The 23,141-nt window shown below is 67.3% G+C and carries 20 protein-coding genes; 11 read left to right on the top strand and 9 right to left on the bottom strand.

Translation table 11 applies throughout. The features are described from left to right. On the bottom strand, window positions 1–384 hold the full coding sequence (locus ACGFZ3_RS07920) for a response regulator (protein ID WP_392918824.1): 384 nt from the start codon (window positions 382–384) through the stop codon (window positions 1–3). 159 nt (window positions 385–543) lie between these two features. Between ACGFZ3_RS07920 and ACGFZ3_RS07915 the strand changes: the two genes are divergently transcribed. Beyond that, entirely contained in the window at window positions 544–1,683 is a 1,140-nt protein-coding gene (locus ACGFZ3_RS07915) for a DUF1254 domain-containing protein (protein WP_392918821.1), read from the top strand. Between the two features lie 9 nt (window positions 1,684–1,692). Here ACGFZ3_RS07915 and ACGFZ3_RS07910 read toward each other — a convergent pair whose 3' ends face one another. Continuing rightward, the gene (locus tag ACGFZ3_RS07910; RefSeq protein WP_392918818.1) at window positions 1,693–1,959 is read right to left on the bottom strand and encodes a hypothetical protein; all 267 of its coding nucleotides are present in this window, start codon (window positions 1,957–1,959) and stop codon (window positions 1,693–1,695) included. A 116-nt stretch (window positions 1,960–2,075) separates the two neighbouring features. On the opposite strand from ACGFZ3_RS07910, the gene ACGFZ3_RS07905 reads away from it, so the two are divergent. Then, window positions 2,076–2,708 (top strand): M23 family metallopeptidase, encoded by a 633-nt coding sequence (locus ACGFZ3_RS07905; protein WP_392918815.1) that lies wholly within the window; start codon window positions 2,076–2,078, stop codon window positions 2,706–2,708. Window positions 2,709–2,725: 17 nt separating this feature from the next. Here ACGFZ3_RS07905 and ACGFZ3_RS07900 read toward each other — a convergent pair whose 3' ends face one another. Continuing rightward, window positions 2,726–3,361 (bottom strand): DNA-3-methyladenine glycosylase, encoded by a 636-nt coding sequence (locus ACGFZ3_RS07900; protein WP_392918812.1) that lies wholly within the window; start codon window positions 3,359–3,361, stop codon window positions 2,726–2,728. A 76-nt stretch (window positions 3,362–3,437) separates the two neighbouring features. Further along, the gene (locus tag ACGFZ3_RS07895) at window positions 3,438–4,325 is read right to left on the bottom strand and encodes an RNA polymerase sigma-70 factor (protein WP_392918810.1); all 888 of its coding nucleotides are present in this window, start codon (window positions 4,323–4,325) and stop codon (window positions 3,438–3,440) included. A 361-nt stretch (window positions 4,326–4,686) separates the two neighbouring features. Between ACGFZ3_RS07895 and ACGFZ3_RS07890 the strand changes: the two genes are divergently transcribed. From ACGFZ3_RS07890 to ACGFZ3_RS07865, 6 genes are all read left to right on the top strand, one after another. Further along, window positions 4,687–4,950 (top strand): transcriptional regulator, encoded by a 264-nt coding sequence (locus tag ACGFZ3_RS07890; RefSeq protein ID WP_392918807.1) that lies wholly within the window; start codon window positions 4,687–4,689, stop codon window positions 4,948–4,950. Beyond that, a complete protein-coding gene (locus tag ACGFZ3_RS07885; RefSeq protein WP_392918804.1) occupies window positions 4,941–5,975 on the top strand; it encodes a LysR family transcriptional regulator in 1,035 nt (344 codons plus the stop codon). Before ACGFZ3_RS07890 ends, ACGFZ3_RS07885 begins: the two co-directional genes overlap by 10 nt. 126 nt (window positions 5,976–6,101) lie before the next feature. Then, window positions 6,102–6,857, top strand: a complete 756-nt coding sequence (locus tag ACGFZ3_RS07880) for an SDR family oxidoreductase (RefSeq protein ID WP_392918801.1) — start codon at window positions 6,102–6,104, stop codon at window positions 6,855–6,857. A 32-nt stretch (window positions 6,858–6,889) separates the two neighbouring features. After that, the gene (locus tag ACGFZ3_RS07875; RefSeq protein WP_392918799.1) at window positions 6,890–7,396 is read left to right on the top strand and encodes an Ohr family peroxiredoxin; all 507 of its coding nucleotides are present in this window, start codon (window positions 6,890–6,892) and stop codon (window positions 7,394–7,396) included. A gap of 210 nt (window positions 7,397–7,606) precedes the next feature. Next, window positions 7,607–10,135, top strand: a complete 2,529-nt coding sequence (locus ACGFZ3_RS07870) for a methyl-accepting chemotaxis protein (protein ID WP_392918796.1) — start codon at window positions 7,607–7,609, stop codon at window positions 10,133–10,135. A 68-nt stretch (window positions 10,136–10,203) separates the two neighbouring features. Next, window positions 10,204–12,840, top strand: a complete 2,637-nt coding sequence (locus tag ACGFZ3_RS07865; RefSeq protein ID WP_392918793.1) for an excinuclease ABC subunit A — start codon at window positions 10,204–10,206, stop codon at window positions 12,838–12,840. 31 nt (window positions 12,841–12,871) lie between these two features. Here the strand turns inward: ACGFZ3_RS07865 and ACGFZ3_RS07860 are convergent, their stop codons facing one another. The 4 genes from ACGFZ3_RS07860 to ACGFZ3_RS07845 all read right to left on the bottom strand — a co-directional run bounded on the left by ACGFZ3_RS07860 (window position 12,872) and on the right by ACGFZ3_RS07845 (window position 18,066). Beyond that, window positions 12,872–13,483: a TlpA family protein disulfide reductase gene (locus tag ACGFZ3_RS07860; RefSeq protein WP_392918790.1), complete on the bottom strand. Its 612-nt coding sequence runs from the start codon at window positions 13,481–13,483 to the stop codon at window positions 12,872–12,874. After that, a complete protein-coding gene (locus ACGFZ3_RS07855) occupies window positions 13,480–15,849 on the bottom strand; it encodes a protein-disulfide reductase DsbD domain-containing protein (RefSeq protein ID WP_392918787.1) in 2,370 nt (789 codons plus the stop codon). The genes ACGFZ3_RS07860 and ACGFZ3_RS07855 overlap by 4 nt, the downstream gene beginning before the upstream one ends. Further along, on the bottom strand, window positions 15,849–16,187 hold the full coding sequence (gene cutA, locus ACGFZ3_RS07850; RefSeq protein ID WP_392918785.1) for a divalent-cation tolerance protein CutA: 339 nt from the start codon (window positions 16,185–16,187) through the stop codon (window positions 15,849–15,851). The genes ACGFZ3_RS07855 and cutA overlap by 1 nt, the downstream gene beginning before the upstream one ends. Window positions 16,188–16,281: 94 nt before the next feature. Next, entirely contained in the window at window positions 16,282–18,066 is a 1,785-nt protein-coding gene (locus ACGFZ3_RS07845; protein ID WP_392918782.1) for an endonuclease, read from the bottom strand. 279 nt (window positions 18,067–18,345) lie between these two features. Here ACGFZ3_RS07845 and ACGFZ3_RS07840 point away from each other — a divergent pair, with 279 nt between their 5' ends. Together ACGFZ3_RS07840 and groL are read left to right on the top strand one after the other, a co-directional pair. After that, window positions 18,346–18,633, top strand: a complete 288-nt coding sequence (locus ACGFZ3_RS07840; protein WP_282247807.1) for a co-chaperone GroES — start codon at window positions 18,346–18,348, stop codon at window positions 18,631–18,633. A gap of 113 nt (window positions 18,634–18,746) precedes the next feature. Further along, window positions 18,747–20,393, top strand: coding sequence for a chaperonin GroEL (gene groL / locus ACGFZ3_RS07835; protein WP_392918777.1), 1,647 nt, complete (start codon window positions 18,747–18,749; stop codon window positions 20,391–20,393). Window positions 20,394–20,461: 68 nt separating this feature from the next. Here the strand turns inward: groL and ACGFZ3_RS07830 are convergent, their stop codons facing one another. Continuing rightward, entirely contained in the window at window positions 20,462–21,625 is a 1,164-nt protein-coding gene (locus ACGFZ3_RS07830) for a serine hydrolase domain-containing protein (protein WP_392918774.1), read from the bottom strand. Between the two features lie 336 nt (window positions 21,626–21,961). On the opposite strand from ACGFZ3_RS07830, the gene ACGFZ3_RS07825 reads away from it, so the two are divergent. Further along, window positions 21,962–23,035: a 3-deoxy-7-phosphoheptulonate synthase gene (locus tag ACGFZ3_RS07825; RefSeq protein ID WP_392918771.1), complete on the top strand. Its 1,074-nt coding sequence runs from the start codon at window positions 21,962–21,964 to the stop codon at window positions 23,033–23,035. The last annotated feature ends 106 nt before the right edge of the window (window positions 23,036–23,141 follow it).

Genomic DNA, 23,141 nt, shown 5'->3' with positions numbered 1-23,141 from the left:
TTATGCGGCCTTGCCCGTTTTGATGGCACGCTCGACATGCGCGAGCAGCTCGTCTACCTCAAACGGCTTGGCAACGAACGGAATGGCTTTGTGTGCCGCCGGGATGGCCTGCAGGTAAACCGCGGACGCGAACAGATAGGGCGTGCCCAGCCTTGCAAGGCGATCGGCCACCGGGAACACCGCACCGTCGCGCAGCTCCACATCCAGGATGGCCGCATCGAAAGGTTGGTCGGCCAGGGCGAACAGCGCATCGGTCACCGAGTAGGCCGGGACGACCGTGTAGCCTGCGCCACTGAGGACTTCAGTGAACAATCTGGAGAGTTCGATCTCATCCTCGACGACCAGGATGACCTTGCTTGTACGGGGTGATGCCAGGGTGCTCATGGGCTGCGCAGGAAACTTGGGTACCCTGATGGTCACCCCCAACATGTCAACGTTGCGGAAAGTCCTGTAGTCGCCGCCTTCATCAACGCAGTAGAAGTACTGTTTTTTGGTGCCGGCGACCGTTGTTACGCTCCAACACCCGTGGTCGGAGATTCCAACGTGAGCAACGCCACCCTGCCGTACATGCGCCTCGCCCCCTTGGCTGTCCTGGCGGTCACCGTGGCCCTGGCCGCCTGCCGACGAGAACCCGACGTCGTCGCGCCTGCCGCGACCGGGACTCCGGCGACCGCACCTGGACCCGCTACGCCGACACCTGCGCCGGCGCCGGGGGCTCCCGCGCCGGCGCCAGGAAGCATCCCCGTCACCGCCGACAACTTCGTACGCGCAGAATCCGACCGCTACTTCGCTTCACTGGTGAAGGAAGGAGGTCTGGGCAAGCTCTTCCATCACCGCGAACCGGCATCGATCGACAACCAGACCGTGGTGCGGTTGAACCGGGACACGCTGTATTCCAGTGCGGTGTTCGACCTGGATGCCGGACCGGTCACCATCACCCTTCCAGATGCCGGTGATCGCTTCATGTCCATGCAGGTCATCGATGAGGACCAGTACACCACCCAGGTGAACTACACGCCCGGCGCCTACACGCTGAGCCGAGGCAAGGACGGTACCCGCTATGTGGTCGTCGGCTTCCGCACGCTGGTGGATCCCAACAATCCGGACGATGTGGCCAAGGTGCATGCGCTGCAGGACGCAATCAGGATCCAGCAGGCCGCCCCGGGCAGCTTCGAGGTTCCCAGGTGGGACACGGTGAGCCAGGACAAGGTGCGGGATGCGCTGGTGACGTTGGGGTCGACGTTGCCGGATGCCCGCCGCATGTTCGGCACGCGCGAAACGGCCGATCTGGTACGCCGGCTGATTGGTGCTGCGACAGCGTGGGGTGGCAACCCGGACAGCGAAGCGATCTACCTCAACGTGACGCCGACCGGCAATGATGGAAAGACGGTGTACCGCCTGCACGTGGCGGATGTCCCGGTGGATGGGTTCTGGTCGGTGAGCCTTTACAACGCCAAGGGCTACTACGACAAGAACCCGCAGAACGCCTATTCCCTCAACAACCTGACCGCGAAGAAGAATGCAGACGGAACGGTGGACATCCAGTTCGGTGGCTGTGATGGCCAGGTGCCGAACTGCCTGCCCACGACCCCGGGCTGGAACTACATGGTGCGGCTGTACCGCCCGCGCGCCGAGATACTTGACGGACGCTGGTCGTTCCCGGACGCCGTGCCAGTGCCATGATGCGTCCGGTCAGCGCGGTGGCAGGCAGATCACCAGCAGCGCGCAGACCACCAGCAGGCCGACGGCCACCAACCGGTAGCCGTTGAGTGACAGCCGGCCGCCGAACAGGCGCACGTCGGTGGTGGCGAATTCGTGGCGGCAGTAAGGGCAGCGCACCCGCAGGGCGACATCGCGCCTGGCAAACGGGGCATGGAAGGGTTGGATGCCCCCGCCCAGAAGTGCCTTGCGGCCGTCGAACTGCGTGGTGCAGCGGGGGCAGGTAGCGGTTGCGGACATGCGCGGCCTTGGCGGGGGAGCGGCGACGGCGCGCCGGTTGCCCGCCGAGTATGTCATGGCGGTCAGGGGCATCGGCGTACAGGTGCCGTGTACACGCCATCTGCGATGCTGGGATGATGACGTCACCACCAACACCCGAGTTCGAAACCGCCACTGCGGCACCTGCCCGCCCGCGTTCGCCGGCGTTTGCCCTGCGCCGCTGGATCATCTGGTTGGCAGTGCCCGTGCTGCTGGGCATTGCGCTGCTTACGCTGTGGAACAGCGAGTGGCTGAAGGCACCACGCGCCATGTGGGAGCTGGCACGCATGCCGGCGCCCAGCGCCTTGCCGGTGCCGGTGGAAGGCGTGGCGGCCCGGCGCATCGCCGACACGTTCGGCGCACCACGCGGACGGGACCGCACCCATGCCGGGGTGGATATCTTCGCCAAGCGCGGCACGCCGGTGCGGAGCGCAGCGCCAGGCGTGGTGGTCGCGGTGCGCGACAGTGGACTGGGCGGCCGTCAGGTCTGGGTGGTGGGCCCGGCGCGCGAGCGCTACTACTACGCCCACCTTGAGGATTGGCGCGAGGGACTGGCCGAAGGCGAGGTGGTCAGCGAAGGGACGGTGCTGGGCTACGTCGGTGACAGTGGCAATGCAGCCGGTACGCCGCCGCATCTGCATTGGGGGATCTACGGTGCCGATGGCGCGTACGATCCGCTGCCGCTGCTGAAGGCGCACGGCACGACCAACGGTCGTGCGCTGCCCCGGTAGGTAACGACCGCTGGTCGTTACGCCTTCGACCGCCGGCCGGACACGTGCGCATGCCCGCGCACATGCCAGCGCCATGGGAACTCCACGGCGCGGCTGATGCCGATGCGGGGACCCACCACCGGATCCTCCGGTGGCGGCATACCATCGGACACGATCCGGATGCCGCGGTCGTTCCTGACGAGGTCAGCGCCATCCAGCGCCTTGTCGATGCCCATTGCCTGTGACAGGCGTCCTGGCCCACTGGCCAGCTCGCGGTCGCGGCGGATGGCCGGCCGCGCATCGCGGATCAGGGCCACGCCGCGCACCGGTTCCAGCGCCCGCAGCAGAACGCCCCAGCCCTGGCCGGCCTCACCGCATACGGCGTTGCTGCCCCAATGCATGCCGTAGGTGAAGTACACATACAGATGGCCGCATTCGCCGAACATGCTGGCCGTGCGTGCGGTCATGCCCCGGAAGGAATGTGCGGCCGGATCCTGCTCGCCGGCATAGGCTTCCACCTCAACGATGCGGCCGGCGCGGCCATCGTCGCGGACCAGCAGCTTGTTGAGCAGCTCCGGTGCCACCTCGGTGGGGTGGCGACGATAGAAGCTGCGCGGCAGCGTACGCCACCGCGATGGTGGCAGCAGGACGGGGGCGGTGCTGGCTACGGGCATGGCAGGTTCCGGCAGTGACACCTGCACCATGCCCGGGGTCCCGTCGTGATGGCATCAAGCCCCGCGATGGCGCACGTCAGCACAGTGGCGCAGTCTGCTGGGCGACAATGCGTACCAGCTTGCAAGGGTTGCGCTGCACCAGCACCTGCGTGATGCGCTCGCCATCGGTCTCGAACGACATCGCCGCCTCCAGCTGATCGCCGAAGAACCGCAGCAGTCCCATCCGGCCGTTGAAGAACGCCGGCAGCATGCGCAGCGCGGCGCGGTGCCGCAGGGTCGGCGCGAACAGCAGCCGGGCGATGCGCGTGCCACCAAGCAGCGGCCTTGGGAAGCTGTTGACCACGCCGCCACCGTCGCCGATCAGCTGCGCGGAGGAATCCAGCAACGCGATCATCGCTTTCAGGTCGCCCTTGTCCAGCGCAGCGGTGAAGGCCTGCAGCAGTTGCTGGTGGGTACGGTGCGGTACCGCGTGCAGTGGGCGTTCCTCGCGCAGGCGCGCACGCGCACGGTGCACGATCTGCCGGCAGGCCGCTTCGCTCCTGTCGAGGATGCGGGCGATCTCCGGATAATCGCGGTCGAACACATCGTGCAGCAGGAATGCGGCACGTGCCTCCGGCGCCAGCCGCTCCAGTACTGCAAGGAAGGCAACGGACAGATCGCTGGCCGCTTCGTGCAGGAACTCCGGCGTGCTGGCAACGTCGGTAAGAACCGGCTCGGGCAGCCAGATGCCAACATAGTGTTCGCGCGTGCGGCGCGCCATGCGCAGCTCGTCGATGGCGATACGGGTGGTGGTCGCGACCAGCCAGGCTTCGAGGTTCTCGATGGCGTCGCGGTCAGTGCCGTTCCAGCGCAGCCACACCTCCTGTGCGACATCTTCGGCCTCGGCCATGGAGCCCAGCATGCGGTAGGCCACGCCGAGGACGCGTGGGCGCAGCTGGGTAAAGTGGTCGAGTGAGGTATCCATGGCGGCATTCAACACGAGCGCGCGGCGCAAGGACAGTGCCTTGAGCAGGAGGCTGCCCCCCTCGGCCACGCTACGTCGACTCAGTACGGCCGCAGCAATGCCGACGCGCTCGGTGCAGCTGCCATGGCCTCGGGCGCACGGAGGCGGCCTGCGGCGGTGCGCCGCCATCCGGGCGAACGGGGAATCGCCTTGCGGTCATGGTGGTGATCCTGGCAGTGGGAAGGAGGGAGTCGACGCTGCAGGCTAGGTGCCTGGCCATCGTGGCGGTAGCCGGCAACGCGGACGCACGGTGTTGAGCGCTGTGCACCAATCCCGACGATGGGGGCTGTCACAGCGCAGTGCGCTGGCCCGTCTGCCTTGCATGAGCACCTCATTCATTGCCGATGCCGCAGGCCTGCCCCTTCCCGCCGAACAGGTGTGGATCACGTTCCTGTCTGCGCTGGCCGAGCTGCCTGCCGATGCCCGCCTGCTGCTGTTGTTGCATGACGTGGCCGGCGCCCCGCTCGAAGAGCTCATGCCGTTGCTGGGCTTGCCTGCTGCCCAGTGCAGGCAACGGCTGGAAGCGGCTCATGCCTGCCTGCGCGCGCATGCGCGCCACCTTGGAGCGCCGCCCGCATGTCCTTGACTGACCCGGGCACCGTAGATGACGGTGTCGACCCACTCACCACCGGATTCTCGGCCAGCTACGCCGGGGTGATGGCCTTCATTGCCGTTGCCCATGAAGGCAGCTTCTCGCGCGCGGCTGACCGGCTCGGCATTGGCCGCTCTGCGGTCAGCCGCAGCGTGCAGAAGCTGGAAGGCCAGTTGGGCGTGCGGCTGTTCCTGCGCACCACCCGTTCAACCTCGCTCACCCGCGAAGGCGAGTTGTTCCACGACGGCTGCCGACCAGGCGTGGATCGCATCCTGCAGGCGCTGGAGGAAATGCGTGACCTGCGCGATGGGCCGCCACGCGGGCACCTGCGGGTGAGTGCCACACCTGGGTTCGGGCGCAAGGTGATTGCGCCGCTGCTGTCGGCTTTTCGCGCGCATTTCCCTGATGTCACGCTCGAGCTGCAACTGGAGGAGCGCCCGCTGGACCTGGCCGCTGACCGGATCGATGTGGCCTTCCGCGACGGCGTGCTGGAAGACAGCGAGGTCATTGCCAAGCACCTGATCCCGATGCAGCTGCTGGTCTGCGCCGCACCGGACTATGCGGCCCGGCACGGCCTGCCGACCACCGTGAGTGAACTGTCCGCGCACGCCTGCATCAGCCAACGCCAGGCCAATGGGCGGCTGCAGCCATGGGAGTTCCGTGTGGAAGGGCGGCCGCTCAGCGTGGAACCGGCGTCGGCGCTGGTGTTCAACGACGCCGAGCTCGTTCTGCAGGCGGTGCTGCAGGGACAGGGCCTGGCCCAGCTGCCGAACTACCAGGTGCGCCACGCGCTGGATGCCGGGCTGGCGCTCAGCTGCCTGGACCAGCACGCCGCCGACGATCGCGGGCACTACCTGTGCTACCTCAGCCGCCGTCAGCTGCCCAAGCGCATCCGAGCGTTCATCGACTTCATCACCAGCGAGGTGCGCGCGCTGGATCTGGATGTGGTGACCCATTGGGAGAGCGTGCAGCAGGCCGGCGCGCCGGCGCGCGACATCGACGCGGGTGCGTGGCGGTGAACGCAATTGGTGCCTGAGAGGCAACAGTGCGGGTCCGCGGGCGGACCTACTGCTGCCGTGGCCGCCTCCCTAGCATCGCCACATGCCCCGGCGACCGGGGCTCCTTCGCCCCCCTGGAGCAAGAACATGAAAATCCTGATCATCGGCGGCACCGGCCGCATTGGCAGCAAGGTCGTCGACCGGCTGCGCGCGGCTGGCCACGACATTGTCATCGCGGCACCGTCCACCGGCATCGACATCGTCAGCGGCGACGGCCTGGACGCGGCCATGGCCGGCACCGACGTGGTCATCGACCTGGCCAACTCGCCGTCGTTCGAGGATGCGGCGGTGCTGGACTTCTTCCAGACCGCCGGGCGCAACATCCTGGCTGCTGAAAGCAGGGCTGGCGTGCGTCATCATGTGGCGCTTTCGGTAGTGGGCACGGACAAGCTGGCGGCCAGTGGCTACTTCCGCGGCAAGATCGCGCAGGAGAGGCTGATCCGCGACGCCGGCATCGCCTACACGATCATCCATTCCACCCAGTTCTTCGAATTCCTGCCCGGCATCATTCAATCTGCCGGCGAAGCGCTGCATCTGCCCACCGCACTGGTTCAACCGATTGCTGCCGAGGATGTGGCCGACGCGGTCGCCAGCATAGCGCTGCAGCCGGCCATCAATGGCGTGGTGGAAATCGCCGGTCCCGAGCGCACCCGGATGGATGAGCTGGCGCAGCGCTTCCTGGATCGAACCCACGACCCCCGCCACGTGGTGGGCGACGCGCAGGCACCTTACTTCGGTGCGCAGCTGCAGGACGACACGCTGGTGCCGGTCGGCCAGGCCTGGCTGGGCCGCCAGGGCTTCGACGCCTGGCTGCAGCAGTCAGGGCTGAGCCGCAGCAACTGATTGCCCACCTGCCTGTACTGCGTGGATACGCCATGTCCGACCTGAAGCCGCCGCCGCCTGCCGTTCTCGACAGATACCGAGGGGATGAGGTGCGGCCGCTTTACACCGGACGGGTGCGCGTAACCGGCGGCGAGACCGGTCACGGGCGTGCTTCGGGTGTGATCCTCTCCGACGATGGAGCCTTGGCGCTGGAGCTGCGCCTGCCGCTGTCGCTGGGGGGACCCGGCGGTGGCAGCAACCCCGAGCAGCTGCTGGCGGCCGGCTACGCGGCCTGCTTCCACGGCGCGATGAACCTGCTGGCCAGCCGTGCCGGACTGGCGTTGGCGGATGCCTGCATCGAGGTGGCGGTGACCTTCTCGCGTGATCCGATCGACGGCCTGTACCTGCTGTCGGCCGAGGTGGAAGCCTTCCTGCCTGGGCTGGAGCCCGCCGTGGCCGCCGAACTGGTGCGCAACACCGAACGTGTCTGCCCCTACGCAAAGATGTTCCGCAACGGCATCACCCACGTGGTGTGCGTGGTGCCTGCCGCCGCACCCTGAGCGGCGCTTTACCGGCTGGAGCAGACCCTCATGTCGCGATGTCGTCCACGGGACGCGCGCCCTCCCGCACAGCCCGACCGTCATCGTGCCGTCTTCAATGCCGACTACAACGTACGCAATGCAAGGGCGGGGCGGGATGCTGTCTGATCCGGCCCTAAAGCCCGGGCGGATGCAGCCGATATCGAGGCGTCCTTCTGCCTGGAGTGCGTCATGTTGGCCGTCCCCCGCCGTGTGCTGTCGTCCCTTGCCCGCCGGGCTGAACCCCTGCGCCGGCTCAGCGTCGCGCGCAAGCTGAAGATCAGTCTGGTTGCCTGTGCATCCGGCCTGCTGCTGGTGGCCGTGGTGTACGCGTGGACACGGTACAACAGCGAGCGGGCGGCGGACACCTTCGCCATGCACCAGCAGGCGACGAGCCTCATGGCGGCACTCGGTACGCAGGTGGCCGATGCCCGTCGCCTGCAGACCCGCTACGCGGCGAGCTTCAACGATGCCGACCGCGAGGCGCTGCAGCGGGCACGCCAGCGCCTTCAGGTGTCGCTGGAGGCCCTGCAGCGCGCCGCTGTCGCCAACGGCAATGGGGCTTCCCTGAGTGCATTGGCCAACCGCATCGGTGAATTTGCCGAGGGCATCAACGCGCTGAATGCACGTGCGGATGAGATGGGCCGGGGTGAAGCCGGGCTGCGCGCGCAGCTGGAGGCCTCGGCCACCAGGATGGAGGCCGCGTTGGGCCCTTTGCAACGTTCCGCGCTTGACGCGCAGTGGCAGGCGATCCGCCGACAGGAGGCACTGCTCCTGCTCACCGGCGATTCCACCCACGCCGACCGTGCCAGTGAAGCCAAGCTGCCGTTCGAGCTGGCGCTGGCAGCGCCGGGGGTGCCGGCAGCCGCGCAGGACGCACTTCGCGCCGGCATGGATGCCTACCAGGGCGCACTGCTCAGTTACACCGCCGCTCGAGTCGGGCTGGACGTGGAAGCACAGTCGCTGGCCGACACCGCTGCCCAGATCGCCCCGTCGCTCGATCAGGTGCAACGTGCGCAGGCAAGAGCGCTGGACGGCGCGCGTGGGCGCCTGCAGGTACAGGCCAGGGCGATGACGGTGGTGTTCGCGGTCACGCTGCTGCTGGTGACTGCATTGCTCATCGCCACGCTGCTGCTGACCCTGCAGGCGGTACAGCGCCCGATCGCCAACACACTGCGTTTCGCCGAAGACATTGCCGAGGACCGGCTGGATACGGTGCTGGTCGTGCATAACTCGCACGATGAATTCGGCACGCTGGCCCAGCGCCTGCTGCACATGCGCGAACGTCTGCGCGGGCGGATCGAGGCCGAGCGGGCGGCAGCGCGCGACAACACCCGTGCGCGACAGGCGCTGGACAGTGCCCAGACCGGATTGATGGTGCTTGAGCCTGACGGACGCATCGGTTTCATCAACCAGGCGCTGTGCAGCGCGCTCGGCTGCACGCCCGGGCAGTGGCAGGGACGCCCGGCGCAGCTGCTGCATCCGGTGTTTTCGGGCGTTGCGGCGCAGCTGCAGTGCGGCCACGCAGGCACGCACGAGATCGAACAGGATGGAATCCGTTATCAACTGGCATTCAACCCCATCCTCGACCACGATCAGCTATTGGGCGCAGCGGTGGAATGGCGCAGCCGCGCGCTGGAAGCCACGGTGGAGAACGAAGTGGCCGCGCTGGTGGATGCCGCCGCGCAGGGCCAGCTGCAGGCCCGCATCCGAGTGAACGACAAGCAGGGCTTCGTGCTGACCCTGGCGGTCAGCATCAATCGCCTGCTTGACAGCTTCCAGGGCAACCTCGCCGAGCTGCAGGCGCTGCTTTCAGGGCTGGCGCACGGAGACCTGGCCGTCCGCATGCAGGGCGACCATCAAGGCGTGTTCGCGCAGATGCGCGATGATGCCAACGCCAGCGTGGCACAGCTGTCCGATATCGTGGCCCGAATCCAGCATGCCACTTCCGCAATCAATGGCGCGGCCGGCGAGATCGTGGCCGGCAACCGTGACCTGGCCGAGCGGACGGAGCGCCAGGCGGCGCATCTTGAAGAAACCGCATCGTCCATGGAGGAGCTCACCGCCACGGTGCGCGAGAACGCGCAATCGGCGCAGCAGGCCAACCAGTTGGCCGTTGACGCTGCTGCGATCGCGGGGCAGGGCGGTGCGGCCGTGGCGCAGGTGGTGACCACGATGCGCGACATCGCCGAGTCATCCCGGCACATCGGCGACATCACCGGGGTGATCGATGGGATCGCGTTCCAGACCAACATCCTCGCGCTCAATGCTGCCGTCGAAGCCGCGCGGGCGGGCGAACAGGGCCGCAGCTTCGCAGTGGTCGCGGGCGAAGTGCGCCTGCTGGCCCAGCGCAGCGCCGATGCCGCCCGCCAGATCAAGCGACTGATCGAGTCGTCTGTGGAGACGGTCAACGCCGGTAGCCGCCAGGTTGGCGAAGCGGGGGCTACCATGCGCCGCATCGTCAGCAGCGTGGAGCAGGTCACTGCGATAACCGCCAGCATCTCGGCTGCGTCGCAGCAGCAGAGCATGGGCATCGAGCAGGTAGGCAGGACCCTGTTGCAGATGGACGGCAGCACGCAGCAGAACGCAGCGATGGTGGAGGAGGCTTCGGCGGCGGCGCAGGCAATGCAGCGACAGGCGTCGCTGCTGTCCGAAGCGGTGGCGGCATTCGTGTTGGCACGCCCTGCCGTGGTGCGTCCCGCAAGTCCGGCGGTTGCGTGAGGGATTCGTGATTGCAGCGTGTACATGGGCCGCCCAACGGGCGGCGCTGCCGGGGGTATGCTTCGGGCATGAACATACGTCGAAAAGCAGCGTCGCCCGCCCTGACGGGTGATGCGTTTGTCCGCGTGCGGGGAGCGCGCGAACACAACCTCAAGAACGTGGACGTGGACATTCCGCGAGACGCCCTGGTCGTATTCTCCGGCATCTCGGGTTCCGGGAAGTCCTCGCTGGCATTCGGCACGCTGTATGCCGAGGCGCAGCGCCGGTATCTGGAGTCGTTGTCGCCCTATGCGCGCCGCCTGATCGACCAGGTCGGCGTACCCGACGTGGACGCCATCGATGGCCTTCCGCCGGCGGTGGCACTGCAGCAGCAACGCGGCACGGCAAGCGTGCGCTCAAGCGTGGGCAGCGTGACCACCCTGTCAAGCCTGCTGCGCATGCTTTACTCGCGCGCTGGAACCTATCCGGCCAAACAGCCGATGCTGTACGCAGAGGACTTCTCGCCGAACACGCCGCAGGGTGCCTGCCCGAACTGCCACGGCTTGGGTTACGTGTATGAAGTCACCGAGCAGTCGATGGTGCCCGACCCCTCGCTGTCCATCCGCGAGCGCGCGATCGCCGCGTGGCCGCCGGCCTGGCACGGACAGAACCAGCGCGACATCCTGGTGACGCTGGGCTACGACGTGGATGTTCCGTGGCGCGACCTGCCGAAGAAGCAGCGCGACTGGATTCTGTTCACCGAGGAGCAGCCGGTCGTCCCGGTATATGCCGGCTTCACCCCGGGCGAGACCCGCGCCGCACTGCGCCGCAAGGAAGAGCCCAGTTACATGGGTACCTTCAGTGGCGCGCGGCGCTATGTACTGCACACGTTCGCCACCACCCAGAGCGCCATGATGAAGAAGCGCGTTGCGCGCTACATGGTCGGCACGGTATGTCCGGTCTGCGACGGCAAGCGTCTCAAGCGTGCGGCGTTGTCGGTGACCTTTGCCGGCATGGACATTGGGGCACTCTCCCGGCTGTCGCTGTCAGCCATGGCCGACGCATTGCGTCCAGCTGCAGAGGGTCGTTTCGACGCGCCCGCCAAGGCTGCGGCGCGCAGCCGTGCCGCCGGGCGCAGGGCCGAACAGCAGCGCGTGGCCAAGGGCGGGCTGCTGCACGGGGGGAGCAGTGACGTGCGCCGCACCCCGGACCTCTCCGAGGAGAAACGCATCGCGGCCCAGCGCATCGCGCACGATCTGGTGGAGCGCATCGGTACGCTCCAGTCGCTGGGCCTGGGTTACCTGTCGATGGACCGCGCCACGCCGACGCTGTCACCGGGTGAGCTGCAGCGGCTGCGCCTGGCCACCCAGATCCGCTCCAGCCTGTTTGGCGTGGTGTACGTGCTGGACGAGCCTACTGCCGGCCTGCATCCAGCCGATGGTGAAGCCCTGTACGCTGCGCTGGACCAGCTCAAGGCCGGCGGCAACACGCTGTTCGTGGTCGAACATGACCTGGAGATGCTGCGTCGCGCAGACTGGCTGGTGGATGTCGGTCCCGGGGCGGGCCAACACGGTGGGCAGGTGCTGTACAGCGGGCAACCACAAGGTCTGCGCGGCGTTGCAGCCTCCGCAACCGCGCCCTACCTGTTCGGCGACCATGACCGTGCCACCCGCACCCCGCGCACGCCCGCCGGCTGGATGGAACTGCGCGGCATCCACCGCAACAACCTGCACGGACTGGACGCACGCTTCCCGCTGGGCACGTTCTGCGCGGTTACCGGCGTCTCCGGCTCGGGCAAGTCCAGCCTGGTCAGCCAGGCGCTGGTGGAACTGGTGGGCGAGCAACTTGGCCATGAACCCGCCGCAGCCGAGGTGGATGACGAGCTGCCGCAACCGAGCCGGATCGAACGCGCCCGCGGCCGCCTGCATGCCGGACACACGGCAATCAAACGCCTGGTGAACGTGGACCAGAAGCCGATCGGGCGCACGCCGCGTTCCAACCTGGCCACCTACACCGGCCTGTTCGACCACGTGCGCAAGCTGTTTGCCGGCACCCGCATGGCCAAGGCGCGGCGCTACAGCGCCAGCCGTTTTTCCTTCAATGTGGCGCAGGGCCGCTGCGAAACCTGCGAAGGCGAAGGCTTCGTGCACGTGGAGCTGCTGTTCATGCCCAGCGTGTATGCGCCATGCCCGACCTGCCATGGCCAGCGTTACAACGCCAAGACGCTTGAGGTGGAGTGGAACGGCCGTAACATCGCGCAGGTGCTGGCGATGACGGTGGAGGAGGCGCTGGCGTTCTTTGCCGAGGAAATTGTGGTGCAGCGCCCGTTGCAGCTGCTGCGCGATATCGGGCTGGGCTACCTGCGCCTTGGCCAGCCGGCCACGGAGCTGTCCGGTGGCGAGGCACAGCGGATCAAGCTGGCTACCGAGCTGCAGCGCAGCCAGCACGGCAACAGCCTGTACGTGCTCGACGAGCCCACCACGGGCCTGCACCCGGCCGACGTGGACAAGCTGATGGCGCAGCTGCACGGGTTGGTGGACGCGGGCAACACGGTGGTGGTGGTCGAGCACGACCTGCGCGTGGTGGCCGACGCCGACTGGGTGATCGATGTCGGGCCTGGCGCGGGCGAGCAGGGTGGGAAGATCGTGGCGACGGGAACGCCGGAGCAGGTGAGCCGCTCGAAAGACGGTAAGACGGCTGCGTACCTGCGGCGGTTCTTCGCCTGACCGGGCATCCGTGCCCACCAGCGGCAGGCAGCTACCGCGCAGTCGCCGGCGCTCCGGCGGTGGATACCGACCGTTGGTCGGTACTGTCCACCCACCGTTCGACTTCCCCCTCCGCGAACGGCCCCAGCTTCTGCTTGACGATCTTCCCGTCCGCATCCACCAGCACCGTGTAGGGCAGCAGACCCTGCGCGTTGCCCAAGCGCACGCTGGCGTCATCCGGCGCAGGCTGCTCGATCACGATCGGATAGGTCACCGGCACGCGGTCAAGAAAATCGCGTACGCCGTCCGGTGTATCGATGGCCAACCCCACCACCTGCACGCCATCGGCCGCCTGCGCAGCGGCAAACGCGGCCAGCATGGGCATCTCTTCCACGCATGGGCCGCACCAGCTGGCCCACACGTTGATCAACAGCGGGCGGCCACCGAAGCGGGCGAAGTCCACGGGCTTGCCCTCCACATCCGGCAGGGTGATTGCCGGCATCGGATCGCCGGGTTGGGCCGGCATGGCGGCCGGCCGATCCACGACAGCAGACCCGGAGTGCTGCGGCACGCGCCCGACGTAGTACACACCGGTGCCCAGTCCCAGCACCGCAGCCAGCACCGCCACCACCCTCAACGATGTGCGGACCGGCGGGGTGCTCATCGCGCGGTGCGCAGCAGCGCTTCTTCCACCAGCGCCTGGGTCAGCACGGTGGGCAGCACGGTCGGCGGTGCGCCGGGGCCGTACACCACGTACAGCGGCACGCCGACCGCCTTGTGCTCTTCCAGGAACGCGGTGATTTCCGGGTCCACGTTGGTGTAGTCACCCCGCATGTACACCGCGTTGGTACGGCGCAGCGTTTCCTCGAAGCCATGGGTGCCCAGCACCGCCCGCTCGTTGGCCTTGCAGGTCACACACCAGTCCGCGGTCATGTTGACGAACACCACGCGGTTGTCCTGGCGGAGCCGGTCGAGCATCTGCGGCGAATAGGCCACCACGTTGTCGGCAGCGGCCAGCGCGGCCCTGGCCGGTGCGTCGATCCGTGTCACCCCCCATACCGGCACCAGCGCGCCCAGCAGCAGCACCAGCGCCAGTGCGGCACCGACGCGCTGGCTGCGCCAGCGGCTGCGCTCGAACCACCACAACGCCAGGCCCAGCACCACCAGCCCGGCCAGCACCAGCGCCATCGCATCCACGCCACGCTGCTTGCCCAGCACCCACAGCAGCCACAGCGCGGTGGCATACATCGGGAAGGCCAGTACCTGCTTCAGGGTCTCCATCCACGCGCCCGGGCGCGGCAGGCGCTTGGCCAGCGAGGGCACAAAACCGATCAGCAGGAACGGCAGCGCCAGGCCGAGGCCCAGCATGAGGAACACCAGCATTGCCGGCACCGCCGGCGCGGTGAAGGCATAGGCCAGCGGCGCGCCCATGAATGGTGCCACGCAGGGGCTGGCCACCACGCAGGCGAGTACGCCGGTGAAGAAGTCGCCCATCGGCCCGCTGCGCGAGGCCAGCGACTGGCCCACGCCGCCCAGGCTGCCGCCCAGGGTGAACACCCCGGACAGGCTCAGGCCCACGGTGAACATCAGGTACACCAGCGCGGCGATGAACCACGGGTGCTGCAGTTGGAAGCCCCATCCCGCTGCCTGCCCGGCGGCGCGCAGGGCCAGCACCAGCGCGCCGATCGCGGCGAATGCCACCAGCACGCCGGCGGTGTACCAGAGTGCATGGCTGCGCGCGCGCTGGCGGCTTTCGCCACTCTGCGCCACGCCCAGCACCTTCAGCGAGAGGATCGGCAGCACGCACGGCATCAGGTTGAGGATCAGGCCGCCGGCCAACGCCAGCAGCAGCGCAGTGATGAGGGTGATCGGCGTGGCACTGTCGCTGGCACCCGGCGGACGCGTGCGCTGGTCATTGTCGGCGCTGGCGTCGGGCGTCCCGCTGGCGGGAAGCGCCAGGGCCGGCTCGTTCGGGCGGATCAGCATCGGCTGGGTCGCAATGCCGCCGGTCTCACGTGCCTGCGCGCGCTTCTCGCGCGTTACCAGCGGTGTGATCACTTCGCTGCGGCGTGCCTCTTCACCGGCGCTGGCGTTGACCTTGCCGGCAGGCAGCGCCAGCTTCACCCGCCGGGTCATGGGCGGGTAGCAGATGCCATCGGTCTGGCAGCCCTGGAAAGTGATCACCAGGGTGGCATCAGCGGCATCGGCAACGCTGCGGCGCAGCGGCAGCTTCACATCGACCTGATCGAAATACACCGATACATCGCCGAAGTGTTCGTCGCGGTGCGACCTTGCGGCGGGCCACAGCGGCTTGTCCGCGCGGATGCCACGGGCGCCTTCCAGGGTCAGCGAGGTGCGGTCGCGATACAGGTAGTAGCCGGGCGCCGGGCTGAAACGCAGCAGCACGGTGTTGCCATCGCCCACGATCGCTTCGAAGCCGAACGCGCGTTCGGATGGCAGCGGCAGCGACTGGGCGCTGGCGACGCCGGGCAGGCGCAGGCCACCGGTGGCGTTGCCGCCGGCCAGCGGGGTGTTGAACGGCGACGTGGCGCCGCCGCCCAGGGTCGGGGCCGCGGTGCTGTCAGCGCGTGCGCTGCCGCCCGGCAGCGTGACCTGCATGCTGCGCATCTGCGGCGGGTAGCACACCCCGGCGTCGGCGCACCCCTGGTAGCGCACTTCCAGCGTCACCGTCTCAGCCCCGTCGGCCGCCTTGCCCGGCAGCACGGCAGTCAGTCGTTCGCGGTAGGTTTCCACCTCGCCGAAGAAGTCGTCGTGGTGTTTCTTGCCGGCCGGCATCTGCAGCGCCCCGGCACTGAAACCTGCGTCGCTCTTGACCGTGGTGCGGTGCCGGTAAAGGTAATAGCCCGGTGCGATCTTCCAGCTGACCTCGATACGGTCGCGGTCGCGCGCCTGGGCGCTCAGCCCGAAGGCTTCATCCACCGGCAGCAGGTCTTTCTCGCTGACGGCGAGCGCCGGCAGGGAAACCACGAACAGCGCGCACAGCGCGGCAACACGACGAAGCAGCGGCATCAATCAGTTTCCTCTCGGGTCTGCGCCCGGATCCAATCCAGATACGCCGGCAGGCCGGCGCGGGTTTCGACCGCGATGCACTCCGGGAGTTCATACGGGTGCAGCGCCTGCACGCGCGCGATGGCCGCATCCAGACGGCTGCCGGTGGTCTTGATCAGCAGTTGGACCTCATGGTCCTCGGTGACCTCGCCATGCCAGCGGTAGGTCGAATGCGCCCCGTCCAGCCGGGTCACGCAGGCGGCCAGGCGTTCTTCCACCAGCGCGTGCGCCATCCGCGTGGCGGTGGCCGCATCGGGGCAGGTGGTGAGAAGGATGAATATGGAATCGGGGCGCGACATGACCCCCGATTGTAATGCGGATGCCGGCCGGCCCACACGGGACCGGCCGGCATCAAAACCCGTCGCCCGACCGTTGGCCGGGCCTCGGGATGCCTCAGTTCGCCAACGTGCAGGTCGCCGGCTTGGCCGACGTGAACAGGGCGGGCGTGCCCCATTCCGGATGGTCGATGAACGGGTTGCGGTTGCCCTGGAAGCTGTAGATCACTTCATTGCGGGCTTTTTCTGCCGCATCCGGCGGGTCGGACAGGTGCCAGTCGATCAGGGTCGAGAGCAGCCCCATGTAGGCCGGCGACGCCGAGGTCTTCACGATCCTGCTGCGGTCGTCGGTCAGCTCCAGGTCCGGTTCGGACTGCCCGGTGGCCGCGTCCTTGCCGCCCTCATAACGGATCGCCATGTACATCACCGCACGCGCCATGTCGCCCTTGCGATGGCCCCAGACCTCGAAGGTGCCGGCATTGCCGTCGGGAGTGCGCACCCAGTTGGAATTGCCCGGGTAGCCGCCACTGCCGCCACCGGTGCCGTTGTTGGCTTCGGTGGCGCGCTCGCCGCAGTTGCTGTCGCAGGTGGCAAACGGCTTGTTGCCACGGTCCGCGTTCCACTGTGCGTCGGTCAGGTACAGCATGTGGGTATCGGTATAAGGCGCGTACGGCAGGCCCTTGTCGCCGGTGGTGCTGGCAAAACCCAGCGAATTGGGCCAGGTGTGCTCGCGGTTGTAGGTCAGCCCGCTGCCGGTGCCGGCCCGGTCGCTGACCTTGGCGTAGCTGCGGTTGCGGTATGCGTCCAGGATCCGGCCGCTGTTGTTGGGATCCTCATCGGCGATTTCCAGGATGGTCCAGGTGCTGGTGCCCGAGCCGCTGTACGGGTACGAGGTGTGGCCCTTGATGGTGGCGTGCAGCGAGCAGCGCAGCTGGCTGGGGCTGGAGGTATTGACCTTCGCGTAGTAGCTGCCCGGGTCCGGGTCGGGGCCGGGGCCGGTACCGCCGCTGGCCACGGTGAAGGCAATGCGGGTATCCGCTGCCGGCCGTGCACCCTGCGCGTCCTTGATGCGGGCGGCGCGGATATCGAAGCGGCAGGCTTCGCCGGCCACCAGCGCGGTGTTGGTGGACAGGGTGAAGCGGGTGCCGCTGTTGGCATGGGTCAGCGGCACCGTGCCGGACTGGCCGCAGCTGAGCGTGAATGCACCAGCGCTGGCGGTGACGTTTTCACTGAAGGTGACGACCAGATCGGCGGCAGCCGGGAAGCTGGCCGCGCCCTGCTCCGGGGTGGTGGTGGTGACCGACGGCGGAGTGTTGGGTCCGGTGCCGCCGGTGCCGCTGAAGCTCTGGCCGGCGTTGCAGGCACCGAAGGTCTGCGCGGCCGATCCGGCCCAGGTGAAGTGGGCGTACTGGCTGCCGCTGCCGGTCAGCTGCAGGGAGGTGCCCGGCGCGGTGCTGTTGCTCTCGCTGACCGGGATGTTCTGGCTGGTCAGCCCGGCGGCCGGGCCGCCGGCGGCGGTGATGGTGCCTTCGTAGCTGATGAACTGGACCACCCTGCCGCTGGCGTCCACCAGTGCGATGCCGTCGTTGGCACCGTTCTGCAGGCCGTTGGTCGGGTAGGTGACGGTGGCGATGCTGGCCTTGCCACAGCCGGCGGCGCTACCGGCCGGCACCGGGGTGTCTGCGTAGACCGTGGCCGCCGACGGCGTGCTGCCGTTGTACAGGTACAGCCGGTAGGTACCCAGGTCCTCTCCGCCAGTGGCGACCACCTCGATGGCTTCGCCGACATCCCCGGCCGGGGTGCTGTCGTCGTAGTGCAGTTCATTGATGAATACGTCTGCCTGGACGGAACCCGCGGCCAGCGCCAGCAGGCACCCCAGGGACAGTGGTGTGAGCAACCTCATCTACGGCTCCTTGTGATTGGGTTTTGCCGGCCGAATCTAGCTAATCCATATGACACATCTATCGATTTGTCGTCTTCGGCACTCCGCATTGAGACGTGCGTCAAGAAAATGGCGGTCTGGGAGAAATCGTCGGCACCCCCTTGAAAGGGCCGGGGACAGCACCATCTCTGCCCTGTCCCGCACTGGCGGGTTTTTTCGCGAGCGGTGCTGGCAGTCACCTGGGGTGAGTGCTAATATCGCCGGACTTTTTCAAATCAATCAACAACTTAAGAGGCACGCATGAACATCAAGCCGCTTCACGACCGCGTTGTGGTCAAGCCGATCGAAGCCGACGAAGTCTCCGCCGGCGGCATCGTGATCCCCGACTCGGCCAAGGAAAAGTCGACCAAGGGCGAAGTCGTGGCCGTGGGCCCGGGCAAGCCGCTGGACAATGGCAGCGTGCGTGCGCCGTCGCTGAAGGTCGGCGACAAGGTCATCTACGGCCAGTACGCCGGCAGCAGCTACAAGAGCGAAGGCGTGGAATACAAGGTCCTGCGCGAAGACGACATCCTCGCCGTCATCGGCTGATTCCGCCTCGCGGGGCGTTGCCCCGCTGCTGACCCGTAGAGCGGGGCTCTGCCCCGCTGCCCAGATCAATGTCGCCGGGCAATACCCGGCCTCCCACATAAAAGGTAATCGCAATGGCTGCCAAGGAAATTCGTTTCGGTGAAGACGCCCGCGCCCGCATGGTGCGCGGCGTCAACGTTCTCGCCAATGCCGTCAAGGCCACCCTGGGCCCGAAGGGCCGCAACGTCGTGCTCGAGAAGAGCTTCGGCGCCCCGACCATCACCAAGGACGGCGTGTCCGTCGCCAAGGAAATCGAACTGGCTGACAAGTTCGAGAACATGGGCGCGCAGATGGTGAAGGAAGTCGCCTCGCGTACCAACGACGACGCCGGCGACGGCACCACCACCGCCACCGTGCTCGCCCAGGCCCTGATCCGCGAAGGCGCCAAGGCCGTGGCTGCCGGCATGAACCCGATGGACCTCAAGCGCGGTATCGACAAGGCCGTAGTGGCCGCCGTCGCCGAGCTGAAGAACATCTCCAAGCCCACCGCTGACGACAAGGCCATTGCCCAGGTCGGTACGATCTCGGCCAACTCGGACGAGTCGATCGGCAACATCATCGCCGAAGCGATGCGTGAAGTCGGCAAGGAAGGCGTGATCACCGTTGAGGAAGGCTCGGGCCTGGAAAACGAGCTGGACGTGGTCAAGGGCATGCAGTTCGACCGCGGCTACCTGTCCCCGTACTTCATCAACAACCAGCAGGCGCAGACCGCCGACCTGGACGATCCGTACATCCTGCTGCACGACAAGAAGATCTCCAACGTCCGTGATCTGCTGCCGGTGCTGGAAGGCGTCGCCAAGGCCGGCAAGCCGCTGCTGATCGTGGCCGAAGAAGTCGAAGGCGAAGCGCTGGCCACCCTGGTGGTCAACACCATCCGCGGCATCGTCAAGGTCGTGGCCGTCAAGGCGCCGGGCTTCGGCGACCGTCGCAAGGCGATGCTGGAAGACATGGCCACCCTGACCGGCGGCACCGTGATCTCCGAGGAGATCGGCCTGTCGCTGGAGAAGGCCACCATCAACGACCTCGGCCGCGCCAAGAAGGTGCAGGTTTCCAAGGAAAACACCACGATCATCGACGGCCTGGGTGACAAGGCTGCCGTGGAATCGCGCGTGGCCCGCATCAAGACCCAGATCGAAGACACCTCGTCCGATTACGACCGCGAGAAGCTGCAGGAACGCGTGGCCAAGCTGGCCGGCGGTGTTGCTGTGATCAAGGTCGGCGCGTCGACCGAAATCGAAATGAAGGAAAAGAAGGACCGCGTTGACGACGCCCTGCACGCCACCCGTGCGGCAGTCGAAGAAGGCGTGGTGCCGGGCGGCGGCGTTGCCCTGGTCCGTGCGGTCACCGCGCTGGCCGGCCTGAAGGGTGCCAACGAAGACCAGAACCACGGCATCCAGATCGCCCTGCGCGCGATGGAAGCCCCGCTGCGTGAAATCGTGGCCAATGCCGGCGAAGAGCCGTCCGTGATCGTCAACAAGGTCAAGGAAGGCACCGGCAGCTACGGCTACAACGCTGCCACCGGTGAGTTCGGCGACATGCTGGCCTTCGGCATCCTCGACCCGACCAAGGTGACCCGTTCTGCCCTGCAGAACGCTGCCTCGATCGCCGGCCTGATGATCACCACCGAAGCGATGGTGGCTGAAGCGCCGAAGAAGGACGAGCCGGCCATGGGCGGCGGCGGCATGGGCGGCATGGGTGGCATGGGCGGCATGGACTTCTAAGTCGCCGCACACGCGACATCCTGTCGTGCTGTACACCAGGAACCCCGCCGAGAGGCGGGGTTCTTTCGTTATGGGACAAACACCTTGTTGCCGTATTCCCAGCTCCACGGCGCGCCGGTTTCACCCAGCACGTAGCGCGCCAGTGCGGGGAATGCGGCCTCGGCGCGCACGTCGTTGCCCAGGATCACCACGCAGCGCTGGCCACGCTCCAGGCAGACCATCGTGTTGCCCACCGCATCGTCATGCCCGCCTTTGTAGAAACCATGGCCCTGCGGGCCGTCGAACACCACCACACCCAGCCCGGCGGCAAGGTCGGCCCGCCGCTTCGCCGGCGGCAGTTCGTCCTGCAGCGTGGGGAACTGCGAGGCGGTGGTGATCGGCCACTGCGCGCGCACCAGCTCACGTCGCGATGCAGGCGAAAGGCCTTCACCGCTCACCAGTGCGGCGGCAAGTCGCGCGATATCGGAGATGGTGGTGTCCATCGAACCGGCCGCACGCACACGGCTGCGCTCGTCATGCGGTTCGGTGCTGCCGTCCTGGGTCCAGCCGTCGGCCAGGTTGCCGGCGAAGTCCGGGCGCCAGGTCATGCTCGTCCGGGTCATGCCGAGCCGATCGAATACCCGCCGCTGCATTTCCTTGCCCACGTCCAGGCCTATCCCCTGCTCGAGCACGAACTGCAGCAGGATCAGGCCTTCGCCGGAGTACGCATACCGCGTGCCGGGGTCGAAATGCAGCCGCAGTTTTCCCTCCGGTTCAAGGAAGGCGAAGTTGGAGAAACCGCTGCGATGGCTGAGCAGCATGCGCGGGGTGATCTGCTGCCAGCGCGGGTCGTCCTTCAGGTCAGGCCAGGGCGCGTAGCGCTTGTCGGCCGGATAGTCCGGCAGTGGACGGTCCAGGTAGGCGGCGATGGGCCGATCCAGATCCAGCACGCCCTCGTCCACCAACTGCAGGACCATGTAGGCAAACGCCGCCTTGGTCAGCGACGCGGCGTACATGATGGTGTCCGGCTGCAGCGGCTCGCCGGCCGCATTGCGCTTGCCGGCCGCGTGCACCTGCACGACCTTGCCGTCATCGATCACGGCCAACGCCAGCCCCTGGGCACCGGTTGCCCGCATCAGACGCTGCATCTGCGCATCCAGCGCAGGCGCGGATGGCAGCGGATGGGGTGGGGCGGCCGCCAGCGCAGCCGACGTGGGCATCAACAGGGAGAGCATCAGGACGAACGGGCGCATGCACGGCACTCCTCCGGGTCTCGACCCAGATCCTAACGCGGGACGCACCCGGGACCAGCGCCGGAAGTCACCCATCCAACGGCACTCCGGGACATCTCTGCCCGGTTGCGAATGAAACAGTTGGCACTGCCCAACCCCTGTGATATCAATACTCCCCAATGAACGCACGTCCCGCCAATTCCTACTTTTGGTATTACTTTCCGAAGCCACCGGCGGAGGAAGGCATGCGCTCACCCTGAAGAAAGCTTCAGACGCATACCCGAAAGCCGCCAGCGCACCTGGCGGCTTTTTTGTTGCCGCCGCGCTGGGGACCCCCACCTTCCAGGAGACACCCCCATGCCCCCCCACACCGACGACCTGCGCATCCGCAAGATTGAACCGTTGACCCCGCCCGCGCAGCTGCTGGCGATGCTGCCCTGCGACGAAGAAGCCTCCTCTACCGTGAGCGCCTCGCGCGCCGCACTGCACGAGATCCTGCATGGCCGCGACGACCGCCTGGCGGTGGTGATCGGCCCGTGCTCGATCCATGACCCGGTCGCGGCAATCGAGTACGCCCAGCGCCTGAAGCCGCTGCGCGATGCCCACGCGGGCGAGCTGGAAATCGTCATGCGCGTCTACTTCGAAAAGCCGCGCACCACGGTGGGCTGGAAGGGCCTGATCAATGACCCGGACCTGGATGGCAGCTTCCAGATCAACAAGGGCCTGCGCGTTGCGCGCGGCCTGCTGCGCGACATCAACAAGCTGGGCCTGCCCGCCGGCGTGGAGTTCCTGGACGTGATCTCGCCGCAGTACATCGCCGACCTGGTTGCCTGGGGCGCCATTGGCGCGCGCACCACCGAAAGCCAGGTGCATCGCGAGCTGGCCTCCGGGCTGTCGTGCCCGGTCGGCTTCAAGAACGGCACCGACGGCAACATCAAGATCGCCGCCGACGCGGTGGGTGCCGCGTCCAACCCGCATCACTTCCTGTCGGTGACCAAGCAGGGCGATACCGCCATTGTCGCCACGGCCGGCAACCCGGATTGCCACGTGATCCTGCGTGGCGGCAAAGTGCCGAACTTCGATGCCGCCAGCGTGGATGCCGCCAGCCAGACGCTGGCCAAGGCGCAGCTGCCGGCGCGGCTGATGATCGATGCCAGCCACGCCAACAGCAGCAAGAATCCCGAAAACCAGCCGAAGGTGATCGCTGACATCAATGCACAACTGGCGGCAGGCGAAGAGCGCATCGTGGGCGTCATGGTGGAAAGCCACCTGGTCGCTGGCCGCCAGGAACTGGTGGAAGGCCAGCCGCTGGTGTACGGCCAGAGCATCACCGATGGCTGCATCGGCTGGGACAGTTCGCTGCAGGTGCTGGAGGCGCTGGCCGAGGCCGTGCGTGCGCGGCGCGCGCGGCGTCTGGCCGAGGCGGCTTGATCCGGGCGGGGGGGGGGCCCCCCCCCGGCCACCCCCCCCAACAAAAAAAAACACACAGGCAAAAAAAACAAAGATAAATATATACAAGAAAAAGCAGAGCACCCAA

It is taken from the genome of Stenotrophomonas sp. NPDC047960 (assembly GCF_043204395.1).
Taxonomy (GTDB): Bacteria; Pseudomonadota; Gammaproteobacteria; order Xanthomonadales; family Xanthomonadaceae; genus Stenotrophomonas.
This window is presented reverse-complemented; position numbering and strand designations above follow the sequence as displayed.

What these genes read in the sequence shown, in the direction of transcription:
- ACGFZ3_RS07870 (WP_392918796.1), top strand. Translation starts at nt 7,607, where the DNA reads ATGTTGGCCGTCCCCCGCCGTGTGCTGTCGTCCCTTGCCCGCCGGGCT.
- ACGFZ3_RS07840 (WP_282247807.1), top strand. Translation starts at nt 18,346, where the DNA reads ATGAACATCAAGCCGCTTCACGACCGCGTTGTGGTCAAGCCGATCGAA.
- ACGFZ3_RS07845 (WP_392918782.1), bottom strand. Translation starts at nt 18,066, where the DNA reads ATGAGGTTGCTCACACCACTGTCCCTGGGGTGCCTGCTGGCGCTGGCC.
- cutA (WP_392918785.1), bottom strand. Translation starts at nt 16,187, where the DNA reads ATGTCGCGCCCCGATTCCATATTCATCCTTCTCACCACCTGCCCCGAT.
- groL (WP_392918777.1), top strand. Translation starts at nt 18,747, where the DNA reads ATGGCTGCCAAGGAAATTCGTTTCGGTGAAGACGCCCGCGCCCGCATG.
- ACGFZ3_RS07860 (WP_392918790.1), bottom strand. Translation starts at nt 13,483, where the DNA reads ATGAGCACCCCGCCGGTCCGCACATCGTTGAGGGTGGTGGCGGTGCTG.
- ACGFZ3_RS07830 (WP_392918774.1), bottom strand. Translation starts at nt 21,625, where the DNA reads ATGCGCCCGTTCGTCCTGATGCTCTCCCTGTTGATGCCCACGTCGGCT.
- ACGFZ3_RS07885 (WP_392918804.1), top strand. Translation starts at nt 4,941, where the DNA reads ATGTCCTTGACTGACCCGGGCACCGTAGATGACGGTGTCGACCCACTC.
- ACGFZ3_RS07910 (WP_392918818.1), bottom strand. Translation starts at nt 1,959, where the DNA reads ATGTCCGCAACCGCTACCTGCCCCCGCTGCACCACGCAGTTCGACGGC.
- ACGFZ3_RS07900 (WP_392918812.1), bottom strand. Translation starts at nt 3,361, where the DNA reads ATGCCCGTAGCCAGCACCGCCCCCGTCCTGCTGCCACCATCGCGGTGG.
- ACGFZ3_RS07865 (WP_392918793.1), top strand. Translation starts at nt 10,204, where the DNA reads ATGAACATACGTCGAAAAGCAGCGTCGCCCGCCCTGACGGGTGATGCG.
- ACGFZ3_RS07875 (WP_392918799.1), top strand. Translation starts at nt 6,890, where the DNA reads ATGTCCGACCTGAAGCCGCCGCCGCCTGCCGTTCTCGACAGATACCGA.
- ACGFZ3_RS07880 (WP_392918801.1), top strand. Translation starts at nt 6,102, where the DNA reads ATGAAAATCCTGATCATCGGCGGCACCGGCCGCATTGGCAGCAAGGTC.
- ACGFZ3_RS07905 (WP_392918815.1), top strand. Translation starts at nt 2,076, where the DNA reads ATGACGTCACCACCAACACCCGAGTTCGAAACCGCCACTGCGGCACCT.
- ACGFZ3_RS07825 (WP_392918771.1), top strand. Translation starts at nt 21,962, where the DNA reads ATGCCCCCCCACACCGACGACCTGCGCATCCGCAAGATTGAACCGTTG.
- ACGFZ3_RS07890 (WP_392918807.1), top strand. Translation starts at nt 4,687, where the DNA reads ATGAGCACCTCATTCATTGCCGATGCCGCAGGCCTGCCCCTTCCCGCC.
- ACGFZ3_RS07855 (WP_392918787.1), bottom strand. Translation starts at nt 15,849, where the DNA reads ATGCCGCTGCTTCGTCGTGTTGCCGCGCTGTGCGCGCTGTTCGTGGTT.
- ACGFZ3_RS07895 (WP_392918810.1), bottom strand. Translation starts at nt 4,325, where the DNA reads ATGGATACCTCACTCGACCACTTTACCCAGCTGCGCCCACGCGTCCTC.
- ACGFZ3_RS07920 (WP_392918824.1), bottom strand. Translation starts at nt 384, where the DNA reads ATGAGCACCCTGGCATCACCCCGTACAAGCAAGGTCATCCTGGTCGTC.